General features: G+C 67.8%; 17 protein-coding genes and 2 riboswitches. Of the genes, 11 read left to right on the plus strand and 6 right to left on the minus strand.

Annotated elements, in window-relative coordinates; all coding sequences use genetic code 11:
• The first annotated feature begins 2 nt into the window (after positions 1–2).
• From secA2 to gcvP, 11 genes are all read left to right on the plus strand, one after another.
• Positions 3–2,327 carry an accessory Sec system translocase SecA2 gene (gene secA2, locus ACZ50Z_RS08000; protein WP_464483062.1) on the plus strand — a complete coding sequence of 775 codons (2,325 nt, stop codon included), beginning with the start codon at positions 3–5 and terminating at the stop codon, positions 2,325–2,327.
• Between the two features lie 192 nt (positions 2,328–2,519).
• Positions 2,520–3,149 carry a CDP-alcohol phosphatidyltransferase family protein gene (locus ACZ50Z_RS08005; protein WP_464483063.1) on the plus strand — a complete coding sequence of 210 codons (630 nt, stop codon included), beginning with the start codon at positions 2,520–2,522 and terminating at the stop codon, positions 3,147–3,149.
• Entirely contained in the window at positions 3,142–4,068 is a 927-nt protein-coding gene (locus ACZ50Z_RS08010) for a DUF881 domain-containing protein (protein WP_464483064.1), read from the plus strand. The genes ACZ50Z_RS08005 and ACZ50Z_RS08010 overlap by 8 nt, the downstream gene beginning before the upstream one ends.
• 49 nt (positions 4,069–4,117) lie before the next feature.
• Positions 4,118–4,450: a small basic family protein gene (locus tag ACZ50Z_RS08015; RefSeq protein ID WP_464483065.1), complete on the plus strand. Its 333-nt coding sequence runs from the start codon at positions 4,118–4,120 to the stop codon at positions 4,448–4,450.
• A 183-nt stretch (positions 4,451–4,633) separates the two neighbouring features.
• Entirely contained in the window at positions 4,634–5,338 is a 705-nt protein-coding gene (locus tag ACZ50Z_RS08020; protein WP_464486135.1) for a DUF881 domain-containing protein, read from the plus strand.
• Between the two features lie 27 nt (positions 5,339–5,365).
• Positions 5,366–5,764 (plus strand): glycine cleavage system protein GcvH, encoded by a 399-nt coding sequence (gene gcvH, locus ACZ50Z_RS08025; RefSeq protein WP_464483066.1) that lies wholly within the window; start codon positions 5,366–5,368, stop codon positions 5,762–5,764.
• Between the two features lie 238 nt (positions 5,765–6,002).
• Complete coding sequence (gene garA / locus ACZ50Z_RS08030; protein ID WP_014382626.1) at positions 6,003–6,476, plus strand: glycogen accumulation regulator GarA; 474 nt, start codon at positions 6,003–6,005, stop codon at positions 6,474–6,476.
• On the plus strand, positions 6,476–7,237 hold the full coding sequence (ftsR, locus tag ACZ50Z_RS08035) for a transcriptional regulator FtsR (RefSeq protein WP_464483067.1): 762 nt from the start codon (positions 6,476–6,478) through the stop codon (positions 7,235–7,237). The genes garA and ftsR overlap by 1 nt, the downstream gene beginning before the upstream one ends.
• 112 nt (positions 7,238–7,349) lie before the next feature.
• Positions 7,350–7,844: a bifunctional nuclease family protein gene (locus tag ACZ50Z_RS08040; protein ID WP_008256980.1), complete on the plus strand. Its 495-nt coding sequence runs from the start codon at positions 7,350–7,352 to the stop codon at positions 7,842–7,844.
• A gap of 257 nt (positions 7,845–8,101) precedes the next feature.
• A complete protein-coding gene (locus ACZ50Z_RS08045; protein WP_464483068.1) occupies positions 8,102–8,731 on the plus strand; it encodes a MerR family transcriptional regulator in 630 nt (209 codons plus the stop codon).
• Positions 8,732–8,792: 61 nt separating this feature from the next.
• Positions 8,793–8,890: riboswitch (glycine riboswitch) on the plus strand.
• A 1-nt stretch (position 8,891) separates the two neighbouring features.
• A riboswitch (glycine riboswitch) is annotated at positions 8,892–9,018 on the plus strand.
• 53 nt (positions 9,019–9,071) lie between these two features.
• Positions 9,072–11,921 (plus strand): aminomethyl-transferring glycine dehydrogenase, encoded by a 2,850-nt coding sequence (gcvP, locus tag ACZ50Z_RS08050; protein WP_464483069.1) that lies wholly within the window; start codon positions 9,072–9,074, stop codon positions 11,919–11,921.
• Positions 11,922–11,940: 19 nt separating this feature from the next.
• On the opposite strand, the gene ACZ50Z_RS08055 is transcribed toward gcvP, so the two are convergent.
• The 6 genes from ACZ50Z_RS08055 to ACZ50Z_RS08080 all read right to left on the minus strand — a co-directional run bounded on the left by ACZ50Z_RS08055 (position 11,941) and on the right by ACZ50Z_RS08080 (position 20,094).
• The gene (locus ACZ50Z_RS08055; protein ID WP_464483070.1) at positions 11,941–12,585 is read right to left on the minus strand and encodes a TetR/AcrR family transcriptional regulator; all 645 of its coding nucleotides are present in this window, start codon (positions 12,583–12,585) and stop codon (positions 11,941–11,943) included.
• A 104-nt stretch (positions 12,586–12,689) separates the two neighbouring features.
• The gene (locus tag ACZ50Z_RS08060) at positions 12,690–13,673 is read right to left on the minus strand and encodes an oxygenase MpaB family protein (RefSeq protein ID WP_464483071.1); all 984 of its coding nucleotides are present in this window, start codon (positions 13,671–13,673) and stop codon (positions 12,690–12,692) included.
• 31 nt (positions 13,674–13,704) lie between these two features.
• Complete coding sequence (locus ACZ50Z_RS08065) at positions 13,705–14,595, minus strand: oxygenase MpaB family protein (protein WP_464483072.1); 891 nt, start codon at positions 14,593–14,595, stop codon at positions 13,705–13,707.
• Between the two features lie 28 nt (positions 14,596–14,623).
• On the minus strand, positions 14,624–15,475 hold the full coding sequence (locus ACZ50Z_RS08070; protein ID WP_464483073.1) for an oxygenase MpaB family protein: 852 nt from the start codon (positions 15,473–15,475) through the stop codon (positions 14,624–14,626).
• Positions 15,476–15,615: 140 nt separating this feature from the next.
• The gene (locus tag ACZ50Z_RS08075) at positions 15,616–17,784 is read right to left on the minus strand and encodes a substrate-binding domain-containing protein (protein ID WP_464483074.1); all 2,169 of its coding nucleotides are present in this window, start codon (positions 17,782–17,784) and stop codon (positions 15,616–15,618) included.
• Positions 17,785–17,886: 102 nt separating this feature from the next.
• Entirely contained in the window at positions 17,887–20,094 is a 2,208-nt protein-coding gene (locus ACZ50Z_RS08080) for a malate synthase G (protein WP_464483075.1), read from the minus strand.
• Between the last annotated feature and the right edge of the window lie 244 nt (positions 20,095–20,338).

Consider the following 20,338-nt stretch of genomic DNA (forward strand, 5'->3'; position numbering starts at 1 on the left):
CTGTGCCTAAGACGACCCGCGCTCAACCCGGCCGGCTGAGCAGCCGCTTTTGGAAGCTGCTCGGCGCCAGCACCGAAAAGGACCGCAGCCGCTCTCTCACCCAGGTCAACGACTCCTCGGAATACGACGACGAGGCGGCCGGTCTGACCGACGAGCAGCTGCGCAAGGCGGCCGGGCTGCTCAACCTCGAGGATCTCGCGGACTCCGAGGACATTCCGCAGTTCCTGGCCATCGCCCGGGAGGCGGCCGAGCGGGCGAGCGCGCTGCGACCGTTCGACGTTCAGTTGCTGGGCGCGCTGCGCATGCTGGCCGGCGACGTGATCGAGATGGCCACCGGCGAGGGCAAAACCCTGGCCGGCGCGATCGCCGCCGCCGGGTACGCGCTGGCCGGGCGGCACGTGCACGTCGTGACGATCAACGACTACCTGGCGCGCCGTGACGCGGAATGGATGGGCCCCGTCATCGAGGCCATGGGGCTGACCGTCGGCTGGATCACCGCCGAGTCGTCCAGCAAGGAGCGCAAGGCCGCCTACGGCTGCGACGTCACCTACGCCTCGGTCAACGAGATCGGCTTCGACGTGCTGCGCGATCAGCTGGTGACCGACGTCGACGACCTGGTGTCGCCCAACCCCGACGTCGCGCTCATCGACGAGGCCGACTCGGTGCTGGTCGACGAGGCGCTGGTGCCGCTGGTGCTGGCGGGAACCACCCATCGGGAGACCCCGCGGCTCGAAATCATCAGGCTGGTGGGCGAATTGAGCGCAGACACCGATTTCGACACGGACTCCGACAGCCGCAACGTCCATCTGACCGAGGTGGGCGCGCGCAAGGTCGAAAAGGCGCTCGGCGGCATCGATCTGTACTCCGAGGAGCACGTCGGTACCACGCTGACCGAGGTCAACGTCGCGCTGCACGCGCACGTGCTGCTGCAGCGCGACGTGCACTACATCGTGCGCGACGACGCGGTGCACCTGATCAATTCCTCGCGCGGGCGCATCGCCCAACTTCAGCGCTGGCCCGACGGGCTGCAGGCGGCCGTCGAGGCCAAGGAGGGCATCGAGACCACCGAAACCGGCGAGGTGCTCGACACCATCACGGTGCAGGCGCTGATCAACCGCTACGCCACCGTGTGCGGCATGACCGGCACCGCGCTGGCCGCCGGGGAACAGCTGCGCCAGTTCTACAAGCTCGGTGTGTCGCCGATTCCTCCGAACAAGCCCAACATTCGTGAAGACGAGTCCGACCGGGTCTACATCACCGGCGCGGCCAAGAATGACGCGATCGTCGCGCACATCGCCGACGTCCACGAGACCGGGCAGCCGGTGCTGGTCGGCACCCGCGATGTCGCCGAGTCCGAGGATCTGCACGAACGGCTGCTGCGCCGCGGTGTGCCCGCGGTGGTGCTCAACGCGAAGAACGACGCCGAAGAAGCCCAGGTCATCGCCGAGGCCGGCAAGTTCGGCGTCGTCACCGTATCGACGCAGATGGCGGGGCGCGGCACCGACATCCGGCTGGGGGGCTCCGACGAAGCCGACCACGACCGCGTCGCCGAGCTGGGCGGGCTGCACGTGGTCGGCACCGGCCGCCACCACACCGAGCGGCTGGACAACCAGTTGCGGGGCCGCGCCGGGCGGCAGGGCGACCCGGGGTCGTCGGTGTTCTTCTCCAGCTGGGAAGACGACGTCGTGGCGGCCAACCTCGACCACAACAAGCTGCCGATGGACACCGACGAGGACGGCCGGATCGTCAGCCCCAAGGCGGCCGGGCTGCTCGACCACGCCCAGCGGGTCGCCGAGGGCCGCATGCTCGACGTGCACGCGAACACCTGGCGCTACAACCAGTTGATCGCCCAGCAGCGCGCCATCATCGTCGATCGACGGAATACGTTGCTGCGCACCGCAACCGCGCGCGAGGAACTCGCCGAACTGGCGCCGAAGCGCTACGAGGAACTGGCCGGGGAAATCTCCGAAGAACGCCTCGAGACGATCTGCCGGCAGATCATGCTCTATCACCTGGACCGCGGTTGGGCCGACCATCTGGCGTATCTGGCCGACATCCGCGAGAGCATCCACCTGCGGGCGCTGGGCCGGCAAAACCCGCTCGACGAGTTCCACCGGATGGCCGTCGACGCGTTCGCCTCACTGGCCGCGGACGCGATCGAGGCGGCCCAGCAGACCTTCGAAACCGCCAACGTCCTCGACGAGGAGCCGGGGCTGGACCTGTCCAAGCTGGCGCGGCCGACCTCGACGTGGACGTACATGGTCAACGACAACCCGCTGTCGGATGACACGCTGTCCACCCTGAGCCTGCCCGGGGTGTTCCGCTGAGCTGAGGCGCTGATCAGCCACCGCCGCGAGCGTGACGTCACTGCGAAAAATCGAGCCGGAAATCGCAGTGCCGTTACGCTCGCGTCGCCGGTCCGTCGTGCGGACCGCATCGTCGCCGGGCGTACCCGATGGCCCGCCTCCTCAGCGGTCCGTCGTGCGGACCGCATCGTCACCGGGCTAAGGTCACGGCTCATGGAGCCGGTGCTTCCGCCCAACCGGGTGCTGACGGTCCCCAACGCGCTCAGCGCTATCCGCTTGGCGCTCATTCCGGTGTTCATCTACGTCCTGCTGGTCGCGCACGCCCCCGGGTGGGCGGTCGCGATCCTGATGTTCAGCGGCGCCTCGGACTGGGCCGACGGCAAGATCGCCCGGACACTGAATCAGTCCTCGCGGCTCGGCGTGCTGCTCGACCCCGCCGTCGACCGCCTCTACATGGTCGCCGTTCCGGTGGTGCTGGCGTTCAGCGGGATCGTGCCGTGGTGGTTCGTCGCCGTCCTACTCGCACGCGATGGCCTGCTGGCGGCGACGCTCCCGCTGCTGTGGAGCCGCGGACTGTCGGCGCTGCCGGTGACCTACATCGGCAAGGCCGCGACGTTCGCCCTCATGTCGGGCTTCCCCTTGGTGCTACTGGGCACGTGGGATGCGCTGTGGAGCCGGGTGGTGGGCGCCTGCGGGTGGGCCTTCCTGATCTGGGGTATGTACGCCTACCTGTGGGCGTTCGTGCAGTATGCGGTTCAAATGACACTGGTATTACGTCGCATGCCCAAGGTCGATCGCGGTTCGCGCCCGTCGGCCGCGGCGAAGGTGGCCGACCATGGCTGACGCGGACCGCCTGCTCGGCGGCTATGACCCCAACGCCGGTCACAGCGCGCACGTGGCGGCGCGGCCACCACAGATTCCGGTGCCCTCGCTGCTGCGCGCGCTGCTGTCCGAGCACCTGGATCCCGGCTACGCCGCGGCGGCGGCCAGGCGAGCCGACACCGAGGGCTCGCGCAGCGGACGCCCAGGGGCCCTCGGCTGGCTCTGGCAGGCCCTTGCCGCGCTGCTCATCGCCACGGTCTTCGCCGCCGCGGTCGCGCAGGCCCGTTCGGTAGCCCCCGGGGTGCGCGACGCCCAGCAACTGCTGTTGGGCAACGTGCGGGCGACGGAAGGCTCCGCGACCCAGTTGGCCCAGCGCCGCAACCACCTCTCGACGCAACTCGACGACGTGCAGCGCCACGCGCTGGCCGACGACGCCGAGGGGCAGCGGCTGCTGAAACGCCTCGACGCGCTCAGCCTGGCGGCGGCCAGCACGGCGATCATCGGTCCCGGCCTGAAGTTGACCGTGACCGATCCAGGCGCCAGCCCGAACCTCTCCGACGTGTCCAAGCAGCGGGTCAGCGGCAGCAGGCAGATCATCCTCGACCGCGACTTGCAGCTGGTCGTCAACTCGTTGTGGGCCAGCGGCGCCGAGGCCATCTCGGTAGGCGGCGTGCGGATCGGGCCCAACGTGACCATCCGGCAAGCCGGCGGCGCGATCCTCGTCGACAACAACCCGACCAGCAGTCCGTACACGATCCTGGCGATCGGGCCGCCGCGGTCGATGCGCGATGTCTTCGACAACAGCCCGGGGTTGCAGCGCCTGAGGCTGCTGGAGATTTCCTACGGCGTGGTGGTTACGGTGGATGTCGCCGACGGTCTTTCGCTGCCTGCCGGATCCGTCCGGGATGTCAAGTTCGCCAAGCAGATTGGGCCACAGTGAGAAAAGTCCCGAACAGACAGCTTCGCCTGTGCGAGACGGGAAACCCCGCATGATCGGTATCGCGGCGCTGGCGATCGGCATCGTGCTGGGCCTGGTTTTACACCCCGCGGTCCCCGAAGTCGTGCAGCCCTATCTGCCGATCGCGGTGGTCGCGGCCCTCGACGCCGTGTTCGGTGGGCTGCGTGCCTATCTGGAACGGATCTTCGACCCCAAGGTCTTCGTGATCTCGTTCGTGTTCAACGTCTTCGTGGCCGCGCTCATCGTCTACGTCGGCGACCAGCTGGGCGTGGGCACCCAGTTGTCCACGGCCATCATCGTCGTGCTGGGCATCCGCATCTTCGGCAACGCCGCGGCCCTGCGCCGCCGGCTCTTCGGGGCGTGAGGCCATGACCGCACCGGCGACGATGCAGAGCGACGCGATGAGGAGGATCGGCGCCATGATCCCGGCGAGGTCGACGTGAGCCAGGACCCGACCGATCCCGGCGCCGACGCGACGCCGGATCAGGACGCGGCGCGCGGACGTCACGAACTGCGCGGGAAACGACCCCGTACCGGGCTGTCCGGCATGCTGGCCGGCGGCCGCTCCCGGCTGGGTTTCGGGACGCTGGCCGTCCTGTTGTGTCTGCTTCTCGGCGTCGCCATCGTCACCCAGGTCCGCCAGACCGAATCCGGCGATTCGCTGGACACGGCTCGCCCCGCAGACCTGCTGGTACTGCTGGATTCGTTGCGCCAGCGCGAAGGCACGCTGCGCGGCGAGGTGAACGAGCTGGAGAACACGCTGAATGCATTGCAGGCGTCCGGCAACAACGACCAGGCCGCCATCCAGTCCGCCCAGTCGCGGCTGGCGGCGCTGTCCATCCTGGTCGGCGCCGTCGGCGCCACCGGGCCCGGCGTGACCGTCACCATCGAGGACCCCGGGCCGGGGGTTTCCCCCGAGGCGATGCTCGACGTGATCAACGAGTTGCGTGCCGCCGGCGCCGAGGCGATCGAAGTCAACGATGCTCACCAGTCCGTACGGGTGGGCGTCGACACCTGGGTCGCGGGCATGCCCGGGTCGCTGACGGTCGACTCCAAAACGCTGTCGCCCGCGTATTCGATTCTGGCGATTGGTGATCCGCCCACCCTGGCCGCGGCGATGAACATTCCCGGTGGCGCCCAGGACACCGTCAAGCGCGTCGGTGCGCGGATGTCCGTCCAGCAGGCCGACCGGGTGGACGTGACCACCTTGCGGCAACCAAAACCGCACCAATACGCTCAGCCCGTCAAGTGAGCAATTTCCGAACAGACAGGATCACTCGTGAGCGATATCCCGCCCGATCTGCACTACACCGCCGAACACGAATGGGTTCGTCGAAGCGGTGATGACACCGTGCGGGTGGGCATCACCGACTTTGCGCAGTCGGCGTTGGGCGATGTCGTCTTCGTTCAGCTGCCCGACGTGGGCGCGGAGCTGACCGCGGGTGAATCCTTCGGGGAGGTCGAATCCACGAAATCGGTGTCGGACCTGTACGCGCCGGTGTCGGGCAAAGTGTCGGCCGTCAACGCCGATCTGGAAGGCAGCCCGCAACTGGTCAACTCCGATCCGTACGGGGCAGGGTGGTTGCTGGATGTGCAGGTATCCGACGTCGCCGAAGTGGAGTCCGCCATTTCTTCGTTGCTCGACGCGGAGGCCTACCGCGGAACGCTGACCGAATGACGATTGCTAATGTCCCTGCAGCCCCGCACGGCGAGGCGAACGGTGCAGCCGGCACATGGGGGAACCGAAGTTTCGGATCGTCAGGTGGTGGGCGCATTACAGGCAGGTGCGCGGTACCGTCGACAGATCTACCTTTTGAAGACCGGCACACCGGGCAACAAGACCTGGTGCGGAAGCCGGCCGAGCGGCCCGGACAGACAACGCCACAGCGGCCAGTGAGGAGCAGCGCGTGACGGACATGGACTCAGGAAGTCAGCAAGACCAGAATTCGGACGAAGTCACGGTAGAGACGACCTCTGTCTTTCGCGCCGACTTCCTCAACGAGCTCGACGCACCCGCGCAAGCGGGCACGGAAAGCGCGGTATCCGGGGTCGAAGGACTCCCGGCGGGTTCGGCGCTGCTGGTCGTCAAACGGGGTCCCAATGCGGGATCGCGGTTCCTGCTCGACCAGCCCACCACGTCGGCCGGACGGCACCCCGACAGCGACATCTTCCTCGACGACGTGACCGTCAGCCGCCGGCACGCCGAATTCAGGTTGGAAAACAACGAATTCAGCGTGGTCGACGTTGGTAGTCTCAACGGCACTTACGTCAACCGTGAGCCTGTCGATTCCGCGGTGCTCGCCAACGGCGACGAAGTGCAGATCGGCAAGTTCCGCTTGGTGTTTCTGACCGGACCCAAGCAGGGTGAGGATGGAGGATCTTCAGGCTAGTGAGCGCACCCGATAGCTCGGCACTGGCCGGGATGTCGATCGGGGCGGTCCTGGAATTGTTGAGGCCGGACTTCCCCGATGTCACCATCTCCAAGATCCGCTTCTTGGAGGCCGAGGGGCTGGTGACGCCGCAACGGGCCGCGTCGGGTTACCGAAGATTCACCGCGTACGACTGTGCGCGGTTGCGTTTCATCCTTACCGCGCAACGCGATCACTACCTGCCGCTGAAGGTGATCCGGGCGCAACTCGACGCCCAGCCCGACGGCGAGCTACCGCCGTTCAAGACCTCGTATGGCGCCCCGCGCCTGGTGTCGGTGACGAGATCCGGAGACACCGCCGACGGCGCGGACGGGGGGATGCGCTCCGACACCTCGGCGGTGGCGCCCACGCACGTCCGGCTGAGCCGCGAAGACCTACTGGCGCGTGCGGGCGTGGAGGACGAGCTGCTGATCGCATTGCTCAAGGCGGGCGTCATCACCACCGGGCCTGCGGGTTTCTTCGACGAGCACGCGGTCGTCATCCTGCAATGCGCGCGGGCGCTGTCGGATTACGGCGTCGAGCCGCGGCATCTGCGCGCATTCCGGTCGGCCGCCGACCGCCAGTCGGACCTGATCGCCCAAATCGCCGGGCCGGTAGTCAAAGCCGGCAAAGCCGGTGCCCGCGATCGCGCCGACGATTTGGCGCGTGAAGTTGCGGCGCTGGCGATCACGTTGCACACGTCGCTGATCAAATCCGCCGTTCGCGACGTTCTGGATCGCTGAGGACTAGACTTCGTTCGACAGCTTGGTTTCGGCGGTAGGGCGGATTTCTGACCTCGCCGTCGCTGGAAACACCAATCCAACCGGGCGCCACGAATGCGGAGGACAGACACAAATGGGTGAGGTTCGTGTTGTCGGCATTCGCGTAGAGCAGCCGCAAAACCAGCCGGTGTTGTTGCTGCGCGAAACCGACGGTGACCGTTACCTGCCAATCTGGATCGGCCAGTCGGAGGCTGCCGCCATCGCCCTCGAGCAGCAGGGGGTCGAGCCGCCGCGTCCGCTGACGCACGATCTGATCAGGGATGTCATTGCGGCGCTTGGGCATTCGCTGAAAGAAGTGCGGATCGTCGATCTGCAGGAAGGCACTTTCTACGCCGACCTGGTGTTCGACCGCAACATCACCGTGTCGGCGCGTCCCTCGGATTCGGTGGCGATCGCGCTGCGCGTCGGCGTTCCCATCTACGTTGAGGAGCCCGTGCTCGCCCAGGCCGGGCTGCTGATCCCCGACGAGACCGACGAGGAGGGCGGCACCGCCGTCCGCGAGGACGAGGTGGAGAAGTTCAAAGAATTTCTCGACAGCGTGTCTCCCGACGATTTCAAAGCCACCTAGCCCGCGCAGCGGGCAGGCGCCGCTGGACTAGCCTGGTGGGGACATCACGGATGCGTCTCAACTGGCAACGTGATCTCGACACGCTGGCGGATAGCCCGCCCAGTTGGGCCCGAGGCGGCCATACTTTGATCACGACTTCAGGCGCGGCGGCTATCGGAAAGCGTAAGCTCACTAGCACTCGGGCCTGAGCAGACGTGGCTGCGGTGCAGCCAAAGACGCAGCTAACGACGAGAGCGCGATCGCGGAGAGGAACCACCGTGAGCGAGCAGCCACGCCAAGAGCAGCTCAACCTAGCTGAGCAGGGAACCGCCGCGAGTAGCGACCGCAGCGTCACCGCGGCCAGCGCCCCCGTGCAGCCCGGGCTATTCCCGGACGACTCCGTGCCGGACGAACTGGTCGGCTATCGAGGGCCCAGCGCGTGCCAGATCGCCGGCATCACTTACCGGCAGCTGGATTACTGGGCGCGCACCTCGCTGGTGGTCCCGTCCATCCGCAGCGCGGCGGGCTCCGGGAGCCAGCGGCTCTACTCGTTCAAAGACATCCTGGTGCTCAAGATCGTCAAGCGGTTGCTCGACACCGGCATCTCGTTGCACAACATCCGCGTCGCGGTCGACCACCTGCGTCAGCGCGGTGTCCAGGATCTGGCCAACATCACCCTGTTCTCCGACGGCACCACCGTCTACGAGTGCACGTCGGCCGAAGAGGTCGTCGACCTGCTGCAGGGCGGGCAGGGCGTGTTCGGCATCGCCGTGTCCGGCGCCATGCGCGAACTGACCGGCGTCATCGCGGACTTCCCGGGCGAGCGGGCCGACGGCGGCGAGTCGATCGCCGAACCAGAGGACGAGCTGGCATCCCGGCGCAAACACCGCGACCGCAAGATCGGCTGACGGCGCGCCCCGAGAGCGCACACCTGGCCGCGCACGCGGCCGAGTAAACTAGGCCGCGCATCGTATTCGAGCGGGAGAGTTCCGTGACGGCCAGTCACGGACGCCGAAGGAGCAACACCTCTCCGTCAACCTCTCAGGCACCCGGACCGCGCGAAAAGTGATGCCTCTGGAAAGCGGTGGAGACCTTTGCGGGTCGACGCCCGCCGATGGGGAAAGGCACTTGGCAGCAGCGTCCGGTGCCGAATCTCTCAGGCGCCCGGCGAATGGGTGAAGACAGAGGGGGAGGACCGTTCGTCCTCTGCCCTTGATCTGTCTTCGTCCGCCTACTCAGGAGTTTCCAGTGCCCGATCAATCCACGTTCGCAGCCCGGCACATCGGCCCGGACAGCCAGGCGGTCGCGGCCATGCTCGCCGTCATCGGTGTCGACTCCCTCGACGAGCTGGCGTCCAAGGCGGTCCCGGCGGGCATCCTGGACCGCCTCACCGACGGCGGCGCCGCGCCGGGCCTCGACCAGCTGCCGGCGCCCGCCACCGAAACCGAGGCGCTGACGGAGTTGCGGGCCCTGGCCGAGGCCAACACGGTGGCCGTGTCGATGATCGGGCAGGGCTACTACGACACGCTCACGCCCCCGGTGCTGCTCCGCAATATCTTGGAGAACCCGGCCTGGTACACGGCGTACACGCCGTACCAGCCTGAGATCAGCCAGGGCCGGCTCGAGGCGCTGCTGAATTTTCAGACGATGGTGGCCGACCTGACCGGCCTCGAGGTCGCCAACGCCTCCATGCTCGACGAGGGCACCGCCGCCGCCGAGGCCATGACGTTGATGCACCGCGCCGCCCGCGGCAAGACCAACCGGCTGGCCGTGGACGCCGACGTGTTCGCCCAGACCGCGGCCATCCTGGCCACCCGCGCCCGGCCGCTGGGCATCGAGATCGTCACCGCCGACCTGCGGGACGGCCTGCCCGACGGCGACTCGGACGGCGGCTTCTTTGGTGTGATAGCCCAGCTGCCCGGCGCCAGCGGCCGGGTCACCGACTGGACCTCCCTGATTCAGCAGGCGCACGAGCGCGGCGCGCTGGTCGCCATCGGCGCCGACTTGCTTGCCATGACCCTGATCACCCCTCCCGGGGAGATCGGCGCCGACGTCGCCTTCGGCAGCACCCAAAGATTTGGTGTGCCAATGGGATTCGGCGGTCCGCACGCCGGCTACCTGGCGGTGCACGCAAACCACGCGCGCCAACTGCCGGGGCGGTTGGTGGGGGTGTCGCTGGACGCCGACGGCTCGCCCGCCTACCGGCTGGCGCTGCAGACCCGCGAGCAGCACATCCGCCGCGACAAGGCGACCAGCAACATCTGCACCGCACAGGTGCTGCTGGCGGTGATGGCCGCGATGTACGCCAGCTATCACGGCGCCGAGGGGTTGACCGCGATCGCGCGCCGCGTCCACGGTCACGCCGAGGCGATCGCCGCGGGGCTGGGCTCGGCGGCGGACACAGCGCTGGTGCACGAGAAATATTTCGACACCGTGCTGGCGCGGGTGCCGGGCCGTGCCGACGAGGTGCTCGCCGCGGCGAAAGCTCACGGCATCAACCTGTGGCGCGTCGACGCCGACCACGTCTCGGTGGCCTGCGACGAGGCGACCACCGCCGAGCACGTCGATGCGGTGTTGGAGGCATTCGGCGCGCGGGCCGCCGATCCGGTGTGTGCGGGCATCATCACCCGCACGTCGGAGTTTTTGACCCATCCCGCGTTCACCCAGTACCGCACCGAGACGGCGATGATGCGCTACCTGCGCGCGCTGGCGGACAAAGATATCGCCTTGGACCGCAGCATGATTCCACTCGGCTCGTGCACCATGAAACTCAACGCCGCCGCCGAGATGGAGCCGATCACGTGGCCGGAATTCGCGCGTCAGCATCCGTTCGCGCCGGCCTCCGACACCCCCGGGCTGCGGCGCCTGATCGCCGACCTGGAGACCTGGCTGGTGCACATCACCGGGTACGACGCCGTCTCGCTGCAACCCAACGCCGGGTCGCAGGGCGAGTACGCCGGCCTGCTGGCGATCCACGACTACCACGCCAGCCGCGGCGAACCGCACCGCGACATCTGCCTGATTCCGTCGAGCGCGCACGGCACCAACGCGGCGTCGGCGGCCCTGGCCGGGATGCGGGTGGTGGTGGTGGGCTGCCACGAGAACGGCGACGTGGACCTCGACGACCTGCGCGCCAAGGTGGGCGAACACGGTGACCGGCTGTCGACGCTGATGATCACCTATCCGTCGACGCACGGCGTCTACGAGCACGACATCGCCGACATCTGCGCGGCCACCCACGACGCCGGGGGTCAGGTCTACGTGGACGGCGCCAACCTCAACGCACTGGTCGGCCTGGCGCGGCCGGGGAAGTTCGGCGGCGACGTCAGCCACCTGAACCTGCATAAGACGTTCTGCATTCCGCACGGGGGCGGCGGCCCGGGCGTCGGGCCGGTGGCGGTGCGTTCGCACCTGGCGCCGTTCCTGCCGGGGCACCCGCACGCCCCCGAACTGCCCCAGGGGCATCCGGTGTCCGCGGCGCCGTACGGGTCCGCCTCGATCCTGCCGATCAGCTGGGCCTACATCCGGATGATGGGTGCCGAGGGCTTACGCGCGGCGTCGCTGACCGCGATCACCTCGGCCAACTACATCGCCCGTCGCCTCGACGAGTACTTCCCGGTGCTCTACACCGGCGAGAACGGCATGGTGGCACACGAGTGCATCCTGGACCTGCGGGGCATCACCAAGGCCACCGGCGTGACCGTGGACGATGTCGCAAAACGCTTGGCGGACTATGGCTTTCACGCTCCCACGATGAGCTTCCCCGTGGCGGGCACGCTGATGGTGGAACCCACCGAGAGCGAGACCCTCACGGAGGTCGACGCCTTCTGCGAGGCCATGATCGCGATTCGCGGCGAGATCGACCGGGTGGGCGCGGGGGAGTGGCCGGTCGACGACAACCCGTTGCGGGGCGCCCCGCACACGGCCGAGTGTCTGGTGATCGGCGAGTGGGACCACCCGTACTCCCGCGACGAGGCCGCCTATCCGCTGGGCAAGGACTTCCGGCCCAAGGTCTGGCCGCCGGTGCGCCGCATCGACGGGGCCTACGGCGACCGCAACCTGGTCTGCTCGTGCCCGCCCGTGGAGGCGTACGCCTGACGGCGGGGTCGGTGCGGAATCACCCCGGCGTTCGCGCCGGGGCCTGCAACACCAGCGGCACCAGGTACCGGCGGGCGAAATCGCGGGCCTTGTTCAGGTTGTAGATCGGGATGACGGACTGGGGCGTCTTGATCAGCGAGATGATCAGCCGTCCGATCATCTCCCCGACGACCTCGGTGTCAAGATCGGCGGGCAGTTCGCCACGCTCCTGCCAGCGGCGCAGCCACGTCGCGATGTAGCCGCGCGTCATCGCGATCAGGTTCTCGTCGGTCAGGTACGCGGACAGCTCGCCGGCGGCGGGGGACTCGCGGATGCTTCGGGTCAGCAGCTTGGGGGCCGAGGCCTCGTGAACGAACGCGGCGAAGACTTCGGCGATGCCTTCTTCCGGTGATCCCGCGCGACCCGCGACCTCGGAAACCAGCGTGCTCAGCCGAAGCGATTCGTCCATGATGGTCAGCCGCACCAGGTTTCGCTTGTGCCGAAACCGGCGGTACACGGTGGCGACGCCGACGCCGGCGTCCTCGGCGATGTCTTGCATGGTGGTGTTGGAAAAGCCGCGCTCGGTGAAGCAGGTTCGTGCGGCGGTGACGATCGTGCGGGCGGTCGGATCGAGGGTGGCCAGACCGTCGGGCAGCACGCCGAGCAGCATCGCGGGGTCTACCATCTGCCCTCCAGCCGATTGGGGTCTCACGTCAATTCTGCGCTCCATCAGCGTATTCGCCGGGAGGTTTGCGATCGCGGCGCGGTCGCTGCAGCGGCCGTGCCGGTTCAGGTGGGGTTGGGTGCCGCGAAGGAATCCAGCAGCACCGAACGGTAGCGGTCGCGCAGCCGCTCGTACTGGTAGCGGTTGTAGGCCAGGGGTTCCAGCGTGAGCCGGCGCGGCAGCCAGCGCCAGCCCATCTGCAACGCGGCGACGTAGACGACGAACTCGACCTGCTCGCGCGCGCCCCACCGCACCCCGAGCAGCCGACGCATCGTGGGGTGGGCGACGGCGGCCGAACACACGACCACCGGGCGGGAGGCCAGCGTGGTCAGCACCGGCCAGACCAATTGCAGCACGGGCCGCAGCTGCCGGGAAACCAATAACTTCGGGATCGGCGGGGCGACGAAGCTGCGGTTGGCGAATTGCAGAAACTCGTTGTCGCCCAAGTCATTTGTGGCGACAGCGTCGTAGTAGCCGAGCATGTCGTGCAGGGTTGCCGGTAGCTTCCCCTGCTTGCTGGGAAGCTCCAGAAACTGCAGTTCCGAGCGCAGCGTCTGATAGACGACCTCCTTTTCGGCGAGGGTGAGGCGCCGCCCGCACACCCGCAGATAACCCTGGTACAGCAGGTTGAGTCCGCTCACGGCCACCCAGGTCCACACCTCGGGCTTGAGCGCGCTGTAGCGGGTATCGCTGAACGAGTCTTTGCCCGTGCCGCGCACGTCGCGGTGCAACCGTTTGAGATCGGCGCGCGACGCCTTCACGTCGGAGCTGTCGCCGAAGGCGGCGAGGGCGGTGAATGCGGCGCTGCGGATCCCACGATCGGTGAAGTTGTCGGCGAAGCGTCCGCTGCGATCCACCGCGGCCGCGATTTCGCGATGCGCGACCTGGTCGAGGGCCAGGCGACCGAATGCCGCCGCCAGCGGCGACCCGGCGAACCATCTGACGTCGTCGGCGAGCGCCCGGTGTGCGGAATTCCATTCCGCTTCGGGCGGAACGAACGTCGCTGCGGAAGCGTTGCCGCGTCGTTCGATTCGGGTTGTCGTCGTCATCCCGTTCCTCCTTGTGCGCGTCGGTCGGTTGTCACACGACGGTGGCCCCGATGCGGTGCCGTAAACGCATGTCCCACACGACCGCCTGAACGCCGAGGCGCGTCAAGAACCGCGGTGTGAACAGGTCCAACGCCCCGAGGACGCGCTGCCAGCGGGCGAATCGGCGTTGCTGCTTTTCCGACCAGCCGAATCCGAGTTTTTCGCGCAGCTGCGGCGGCAGGTACCCCAGCGTCATGAAGAGATTCCATCCGCCGAACAGCGCCGAAATGGGGGCGGGCAGGAAGGTGAGGCGCGCGATGCCGATCAGGTAGCTGCGCATGCGGTCGTCGAAGTCGAGCCGATCGAGTTGCTCCTGCCAGTAGCGGTCGGCGGCTTCCCGGTCGACGGGCCACATGTCGGGCGGGACCTGCAGCATGGTGGCGAACACCGATGCCGCTTGGTGGACGGTTTCGGGGTCGCGTCGGGAGCGCCCGCCCCGCAGCCTGCGGGTGTCCTCGAAAACGGCGGCCATGCAGGAGGCAACCCACAGCTGTAACCCCGGGTCGAAGGCGTTGTAGCGCACCGGGCTCTGCGGGCCGGAGCGCACCTGGGTGTGTGCGGCGTTAACGGCCTCCCGGTATATCCGGCGGTCCTGCGCGTTGCCGGCGATGGCCACCGCGATGTAGGTGAACGTGGTGCGGGCCCGTTTGAAGGGGTGCTTGTACAGGTTGCCGCTGTCGACCTTGCTTTCCATCACGCCATAGGCCACACCGGAATTCGCCAGCTGCATCACGACATTCGCCGCGCCGTAGGCGGGGGACAGCCACGGCGAGATCTCCTCGGCGAGAAACGATGTGTCCGCCGAATCCGTATCCACGCGTTGCGCGCGCCGGTCAAGCCGGGCTCCGACATCGTCCGGATCGGTGGGCAGGGGATGGGCCATGGTGTGCCTTCCTGGATCAGACAACGGCTCAACGGGATTCGGTGCGGTGGGCGGCTGGGTAACGGATGCGGTCGGGCAGCGCCCGGTCGAGCGCACGCACCACGGTCACGGCGCGCTGGAAACGTTGTTCGCGGTCGGTGGACCATTCGACGCGAAGCCGGGCCCGGACCGTATCGGGCAGCAACCCGGCGGTGGTCAACCTCAGCAGTGCGGCCAGCGGGATCGCGGCCGAGTTCCACATCAGTTGCGGCACACGCAGCGTCGGGGGCGCGGGCATCGGATGACGGTCGAGTTCGAGGAGCAGCTCCGTCGCGGCGGTGCGTTCGAGGCGATGCTCGACGGTCTCGTGGTAGTAGGCCCAAAATTCGGCGCGCGTGGACGGGACGACCCGTTCGGGGATGCGCAAGATCGCGGCGACGTCGCGCCATTCGCGGAATAACGCGTCCTCACCGTCGTCATCGAGCGTTCCGCCGAACACCCGGCGGACGTCGGCGGCGCTCGAATAGGCGACCGCGTGCACCCACAGGTAGGCGTCCGCGTTGAGCGCGTGATAGCTCCGTCCGAGCGAGTCGACCCCGGAGATGTTGCGATGCAGGTCGCGCAGCCGCTGCCCCTCGTCGATGGCGGCCTGGGGTCCGTGGAAACCGGTATAACGGCGCATCGCGGCGAAGGTCCGCGAGATGCGGCCCCACCTGTCCCGCAAAAACTCGGAGTGATCGATCACGCCGGCGCCGACGACCGGGTGGGCCACTTCCAGCAGCAGCGCCGCCCGGCTGCCGAGCAGCGCGCGCCAGTCGATCCCGCGCCGCCAAGTGGCCGAACCGGGTCCGATCGGGCGCAATGCCGGCGCCGCGGCGGCGTCCGGTGGTGCAGAGGACATCTTTGCGCTGCGTCTTTCTGGATCAACGTTGATAGAAAGAACGGTAAGTTCTATCAGGAGTGTGGCACAGCCGATCGCGATTGGATAGATGGCGGCCGGAATTTATCTGGCGACGCGCGCGGTGGCGCCGGCCCTGCGGGTTAGCTCAAGAACGCGTTGACCGCCGTCGTGAGCTCGGGGGTCGCCGATGAGGCAATGTTCTGGTAGCTGCCGCCGCTGAGCTGGGCGACCGCTTCCCAGGTCGACCGGTCCGGATCGGCGCCGAAGTTGATGACGTTCACCGCGATCGGCTTGGCCGGGTCGGCGCTTTTGCGGATGAAATCCTGTAGCCCCGGCCCGTCCAAGGTTTGGTCGGTGTGCGGTCCGGCGGTGATCACCAGCAGCGAATTCGTTTGGCCCGCACGGTAATTAGCCTGCATATCCTGGTAAATCATGCGCAGCGTGGTGAACGACACCGCACCGCCACCCGACGAGTACTGCTTGTCCAGCGCGGCCGACAGTGCCGCCGAGCGCGGCTGGCCGTTGACGGCGTCGGCCAGCGGGCCGCTGGCCACCTCGGAGCGACCCTCGTGACCGTCGAAGGTCCACAGGCCGACGACCGCGCTGGGGGGCAGGGTTTTGATCCTGTCCTGAAGCGCCGCAATCACGTTCGCCAGCCGGGACTTTGCGCCTTCCTGGCCGGGCATCGACTGGTCGAGCATGATGGTCGTGGCCTGTCCGGTCGACGGGGCGGCCATCGCCTCGGCAAGGGTGGCGCGCATCGGGTCATCGCCGACCGAAAGGGTGGACGGCAGCGCCGGGAAATTGGTCACCGGGCTGCTGGGGGTTTTGCCCCCGTCGACCCGGAAGCCCGCCTTCGCCAGCTTGGCCTGCTGGTCGGGCTTGCGCATGTAACGGGAGAACTCGCTGGCCGCCGTGGCCTGTTCGCGGGTGAGCCACGAACCGCTGAGCAGCACGGCCGGGTAGTCGGCCACCGGCGCGGGCCCGGGCGGAAGCCAGGACGCCAAGGCGCCCTTGGCGTCCGGAAGCGATTGGCCGCGCTGGAACAGCTGCTGTTCGGTGGTGATCACCGCGTGCACCGGTGCGGTCGCGGCGTCACCGGGCTTCAGCAGCGTGTTCATCGCCTCGCTCAGCGAATTGTCGGCGAGCTTGGGTTGCGCGCTCAACAGGGTGTGCACCGCACCGGTGCCCTGCGTCACCGGGGCGCCGGGCGGCACCGATGCGGCCGCTACCGCCTCACCGGCGAGAAACGCCGCGTCGCCGTTGGCGCCCATCGGCAGCGCCAGTCGCAGCGAACCCCACGCGGGTAAATTCAACCCGGCCAACGCATTCGGGTTGGTCTGCAGCCCGGGCAGTGCCGCCCAATTCTGCTTGGCGAGCGCAGGCGCCAGCTCGGGGCGTACGGCAAGCACCACCGGGGAGCTGACCAGTGAATGGCTCTCGCTGATCGTCTTCTGGGCCGCGGCCCCCGCCAGCCGTGCGGCGGAGATCGAGCTGCCCGGGATCCACAGTGCCGGTTGGCCGCCCAGTTCCGCGGGCCACTTGCCGATGAAACCGTTGAGCACGGCGTCGGAGTCGGCCGGCTTGACGTTGACCACCATGCAGCGGTCGCCGATCGGTCCCGCCGACTTGTTGTAACTTTCCGCGAGTTCCTGCACGGAGGCGGCGATCGAGGGATCGGCGACGACGGCGACGGTCTCTTGACCGCCCACGCAGCGGCCGGCCGCCTTGTGCGACCGCTTGGACAGCACGTCGCCGAAGAAGCTCCACAGGATGACCGAGCCCACCACCACGACGACGGCGACCAGCGCGACGATCACGCCGATGCTGACGCCCCGGCGTCCGCCCTCGCTGCGATGACCGCCCCGCCAATCGGCCAGCCCCCGATGCCCGCCCCGGAACAGCGACGACGGTGAGGCGGCCGGTGGCTCCGAATCCGACGGGCCGCCGCGGCGCGGCGGAAACTCCGGGTACTCGTCGGCCGTGCTGTCGGCGAACGCATCGCCCGCGGCGAACGCATCGCCCGCGGCGTACGGCTCGTCGTCGGCGTAGGGCTCATCGTCGTCGGCGTAGTGGCGTTCGTCCGAGTAGTAATCCTCGTCCGTGTAGACATCGGCGCCCGAGTCATCGGCGTCGAAGTCATCGGCGTCCGTGTCATCGGCGTCCGAGTAGTAATCGGCCGCCTCGTCGGCGCCGTCATCCCGATGCTGATGTCCTGCGTCGTCACCTCGGGACGGCTCGTCGACCATGTCGTCGCGAGAAGGCTCGTCGAGGGAGTCGTCAGGGTCGGGCGCACTGTGCCTACCCATAGCAGTGCCCGCGGCCTTTCCGTCGATCCATCCGAATGAACTCGCCGCCGATTTTAGCCATCCGCGGCCTCCTACACGTGCGAACCCGATTCGAGCGCAGGCTCAATTCGACTGCGCGGCGCGCGCCTTGGCCTCGCGCCGGCGGCGGTGCAGGATCGGCTCGGTGTAGCCGTTGGGCTGCTGCGTTCCGGTCAGGATCAGGTCCTGCGCCGCGAGGAATGCCAGGCTGTCGTCGAAGTTGGGCGCCATTGGCAAATATGCCGCATCCTTGGCGTTCTGCTCGTCCACCAACGGGGCCATCCGCTCGAGGCTGGCCCGCACGTCCTCCTCGGTGATCACGCCGTGGCGCAGCCAGTTGGCCAGCAGCTGGCTCGAAATCCGTAGTGTCGCACGGTCTTCCATGAGCGCGACGTCGTGGATGTCGGGCACCTTCGAACAGCCGACACCCTGCGCGACCCAGCGCACCACGTACCCGAGGATGGACTGGCAGTTGTTGTCGACCTCCTCGCGGATCTCCTCGGAAGCCCAGGCCAATTCCTTGGCCAGCGGGACGGTCAGCAGCTCATCGATGTTGGTGCGCTTCTTGCCCGCCAGCTCCTCCTGCACCGCGCCCACGTCGACGTAGTGGTAATGCATCGCGTGCAGGGTGGCCGCCGTCGGCGAGGGCACCCACGCCGTGGTCGCGCCGGCCTTCGGCTGGCCGATCTTCTGCTCGACCATGTCGGCCATCAGTTCGGTCATCGCCCACATGCCCTTGCCGATCTGCGCCTTGCCCTTGAAGCCGGCGGCCAGGCCGATGTCGACGTTCGCGTCCTCGTAGGCCTTGATCCAGGCGGTGCTCTTCATCGCACCCTTGCGGATCATCGGACCGGCTTCCATCGAGGTGTGGATCTCGTCGCCGGTGCGGTCCAAAAAGCCGGTGTTGATGAACACGACCCGGTCGGCCGCGGCCTTGATGCAGGCCTTGAGGTTGACGGTGGTGCGCCGCTCCTCGTCCATGATGCCGACCTTGAGGGTGCCCTGCGGCAGGCCGAGGACGTCTTCGACCCGGCTGAACAGCTCGCACGTGAACGCGACCTCGTCGGGCCCGTGCATCTTGGGCTTGACGATGTAGATGGACCCGGTGCGGCTGTTGGCCAGCGGTCCGTTCGCCTCGGTCGTCTTGAGCCCGTGGATCGCGGTCAAGCCGGTGAACAGCGCATCCATGATGCCCTCGAACACTTCGTTTTCTTCGTCACCGTCGCCGACGGAGACGATCGCGTCGTTGGTCATCAAGTGCCCGACGTTGCGGACGAACAGCAGGCTGCGGCCCGGCAGGGTCAGTTCGCCCTCGCCGTCGGGCGTGGAATAGGTGCGGTCCTGGTTGAGCACGCGGGTGAACGTCTCGCCGCCCTTGTCGACGTCCTCGGACAGGTCGCCCTTGTTCAGGCCGAGCCAGTTGCGGTAGCCGAGCACCTTGTCGTCGGCGTCGACGGCGGCCACCGAGTCCTCGAAGTCCATGATCGTGGTGACGGCCGATTCCAGGATCACGTCCTTGATGCCCGCGGCGTCGGTCTTGCCGATCGGCGAGTCCGGATCGATGAGGATCTCGATGTGCAGGCCGTGATTGACCAGCAGCACCGACCAGTTGGGGGAGCCGAGCTCGCCGGTGTAGCCGGCGAACTTGTCCGGGTCGGCCAGACCGGTCGAGCCCTCGGCGGTCGCCACCTTCAGGTGGCCGTCCTCGACGGACAGGCCGGTCGTATCGGCCCACGAGCCGGACTCGAGGGGCACGGCCTCGTCCAGGAATTTGCGCGCATAGGCGATGACCTTGTCGCCGCGAACCTTGTTGTAGCTCGACCCCTTTTCGGCGCCGTCATCCTCGGAGATGACGTCGGTGCCGTAGAGGGCGTCGTAGAGCGAACCCCAGCGGGCGTTGGCGGCGTTCAGCGCGAACCGGGCGTTGAGCACCGGCACCACAAGTTGGGGGCCCGCGGTCGTGGTGATCTCGTCGTCGACACCCGAGGTCGTGATGGTGAAATCCGCGGGTTCGGGTAGCAGATAACCGATTTCGGTGAGGAACTCGCGGTAGGCGTCGATATCGAGCGGCTCGATGACGCGCTGCCGGTGCCACTTGTCGATCTGCGCCTGCAGCTCGTCACGCCGGCGCAGCAGGTCCTGGTTCTTGGGAGTGAGGTCGGTGACCACCTTGTCGACGCCCGCCCAGAAGCTGTCCGGGTCGATATCGGTGCCGGGCAAGGCCTCTTCGTTCACGAAGTCGTACAGCACCCGGGCGACGCGCAAGTTCCCCGCCGACACGCGATCAGTCATGATTCTCCTCCGTCATGGGCCGCCCTGGACCGTCCATGGGCCATCCACGGGCCGGAAAGGCCCAGCATGGCCCCAGAATGGCAATGTCATCAGCCTACCGAGCTCAGCCTGGCGAGCGTTATTCGCCGACCCGCCATAGCAGGTCAGGACACGCTGACAGCCCCAAGAACGATGCTGCGACGGGCGCCGGAATCGATGTCCAGCAACGCACATTCCGCGCGCACGCGGCACTGTGTGCGCTAGC

The sequence above is a fragment of the Mycobacterium sp. NTMscope_MAC_269 genome (assembly GCF_976985695.1).

Excerpts from the sequence above, each read along its gene's own strand:
- ACZ50Z_RS08005 (WP_464483063.1), top strand. The coding sequence starts at position 2,520 with ATGGAGCCGGTGCTTCCGCCCAACCGGGTGCTGACGGTCCCCAACGCG.
- ACZ50Z_RS08010 (WP_464483064.1), top strand. The coding sequence starts at position 3,142 with ATGGCTGACGCGGACCGCCTGCTCGGCGGCTATGACCCCAACGCCGGT.
- ACZ50Z_RS08015 (WP_464483065.1), top strand. The coding sequence starts at position 4,118 with ATGATCGGTATCGCGGCGCTGGCGATCGGCATCGTGCTGGGCCTGGTT.
- ACZ50Z_RS08020 (WP_464486135.1), top strand. The coding sequence starts at position 4,634 with ATGCTGGCCGGCGGCCGCTCCCGGCTGGGTTTCGGGACGCTGGCCGTC.
- garA (WP_014382626.1), top strand. The coding sequence starts at position 6,003 with ATGGACTCAGGAAGTCAGCAAGACCAGAATTCGGACGAAGTCACGGTA.
- ACZ50Z_RS08040 (WP_008256980.1), top strand. The coding sequence starts at position 7,350 with ATGGGTGAGGTTCGTGTTGTCGGCATTCGCGTAGAGCAGCCGCAAAAC.
- ACZ50Z_RS08055 (WP_464483070.1), bottom strand. The coding sequence starts at position 12,585 with ATGGTAGACCCCGCGATGCTGCTCGGCGTGCTGCCCGACGGTCTGGCC.
- ACZ50Z_RS08060 (WP_464483071.1), bottom strand. The coding sequence starts at position 13,673 with ATGACGACGACAACCCGAATCGAACGACGCGGCAACGCTTCCGCAGCG.
- ACZ50Z_RS08065 (WP_464483072.1), bottom strand. The coding sequence starts at position 14,595 with ATGGCCCATCCCCTGCCCACCGATCCGGACGATGTCGGAGCCCGGCTT.
- ACZ50Z_RS08070 (WP_464483073.1), bottom strand. The coding sequence starts at position 15,475 with ATGTCCTCTGCACCACCGGACGCCGCCGCGGCGCCGGCATTGCGCCCG.
- ACZ50Z_RS08075 (WP_464483074.1), bottom strand. The coding sequence starts at position 17,784 with ATGGGTAGGCACAGTGCGCCCGACCCTGACGACTCCCTCGACGAGCCT.
- ACZ50Z_RS08080 (WP_464483075.1), bottom strand. The coding sequence starts at position 20,094 with ATGACTGATCGCGTGTCGGCGGGGAACTTGCGCGTCGCCCGGGTGCTG.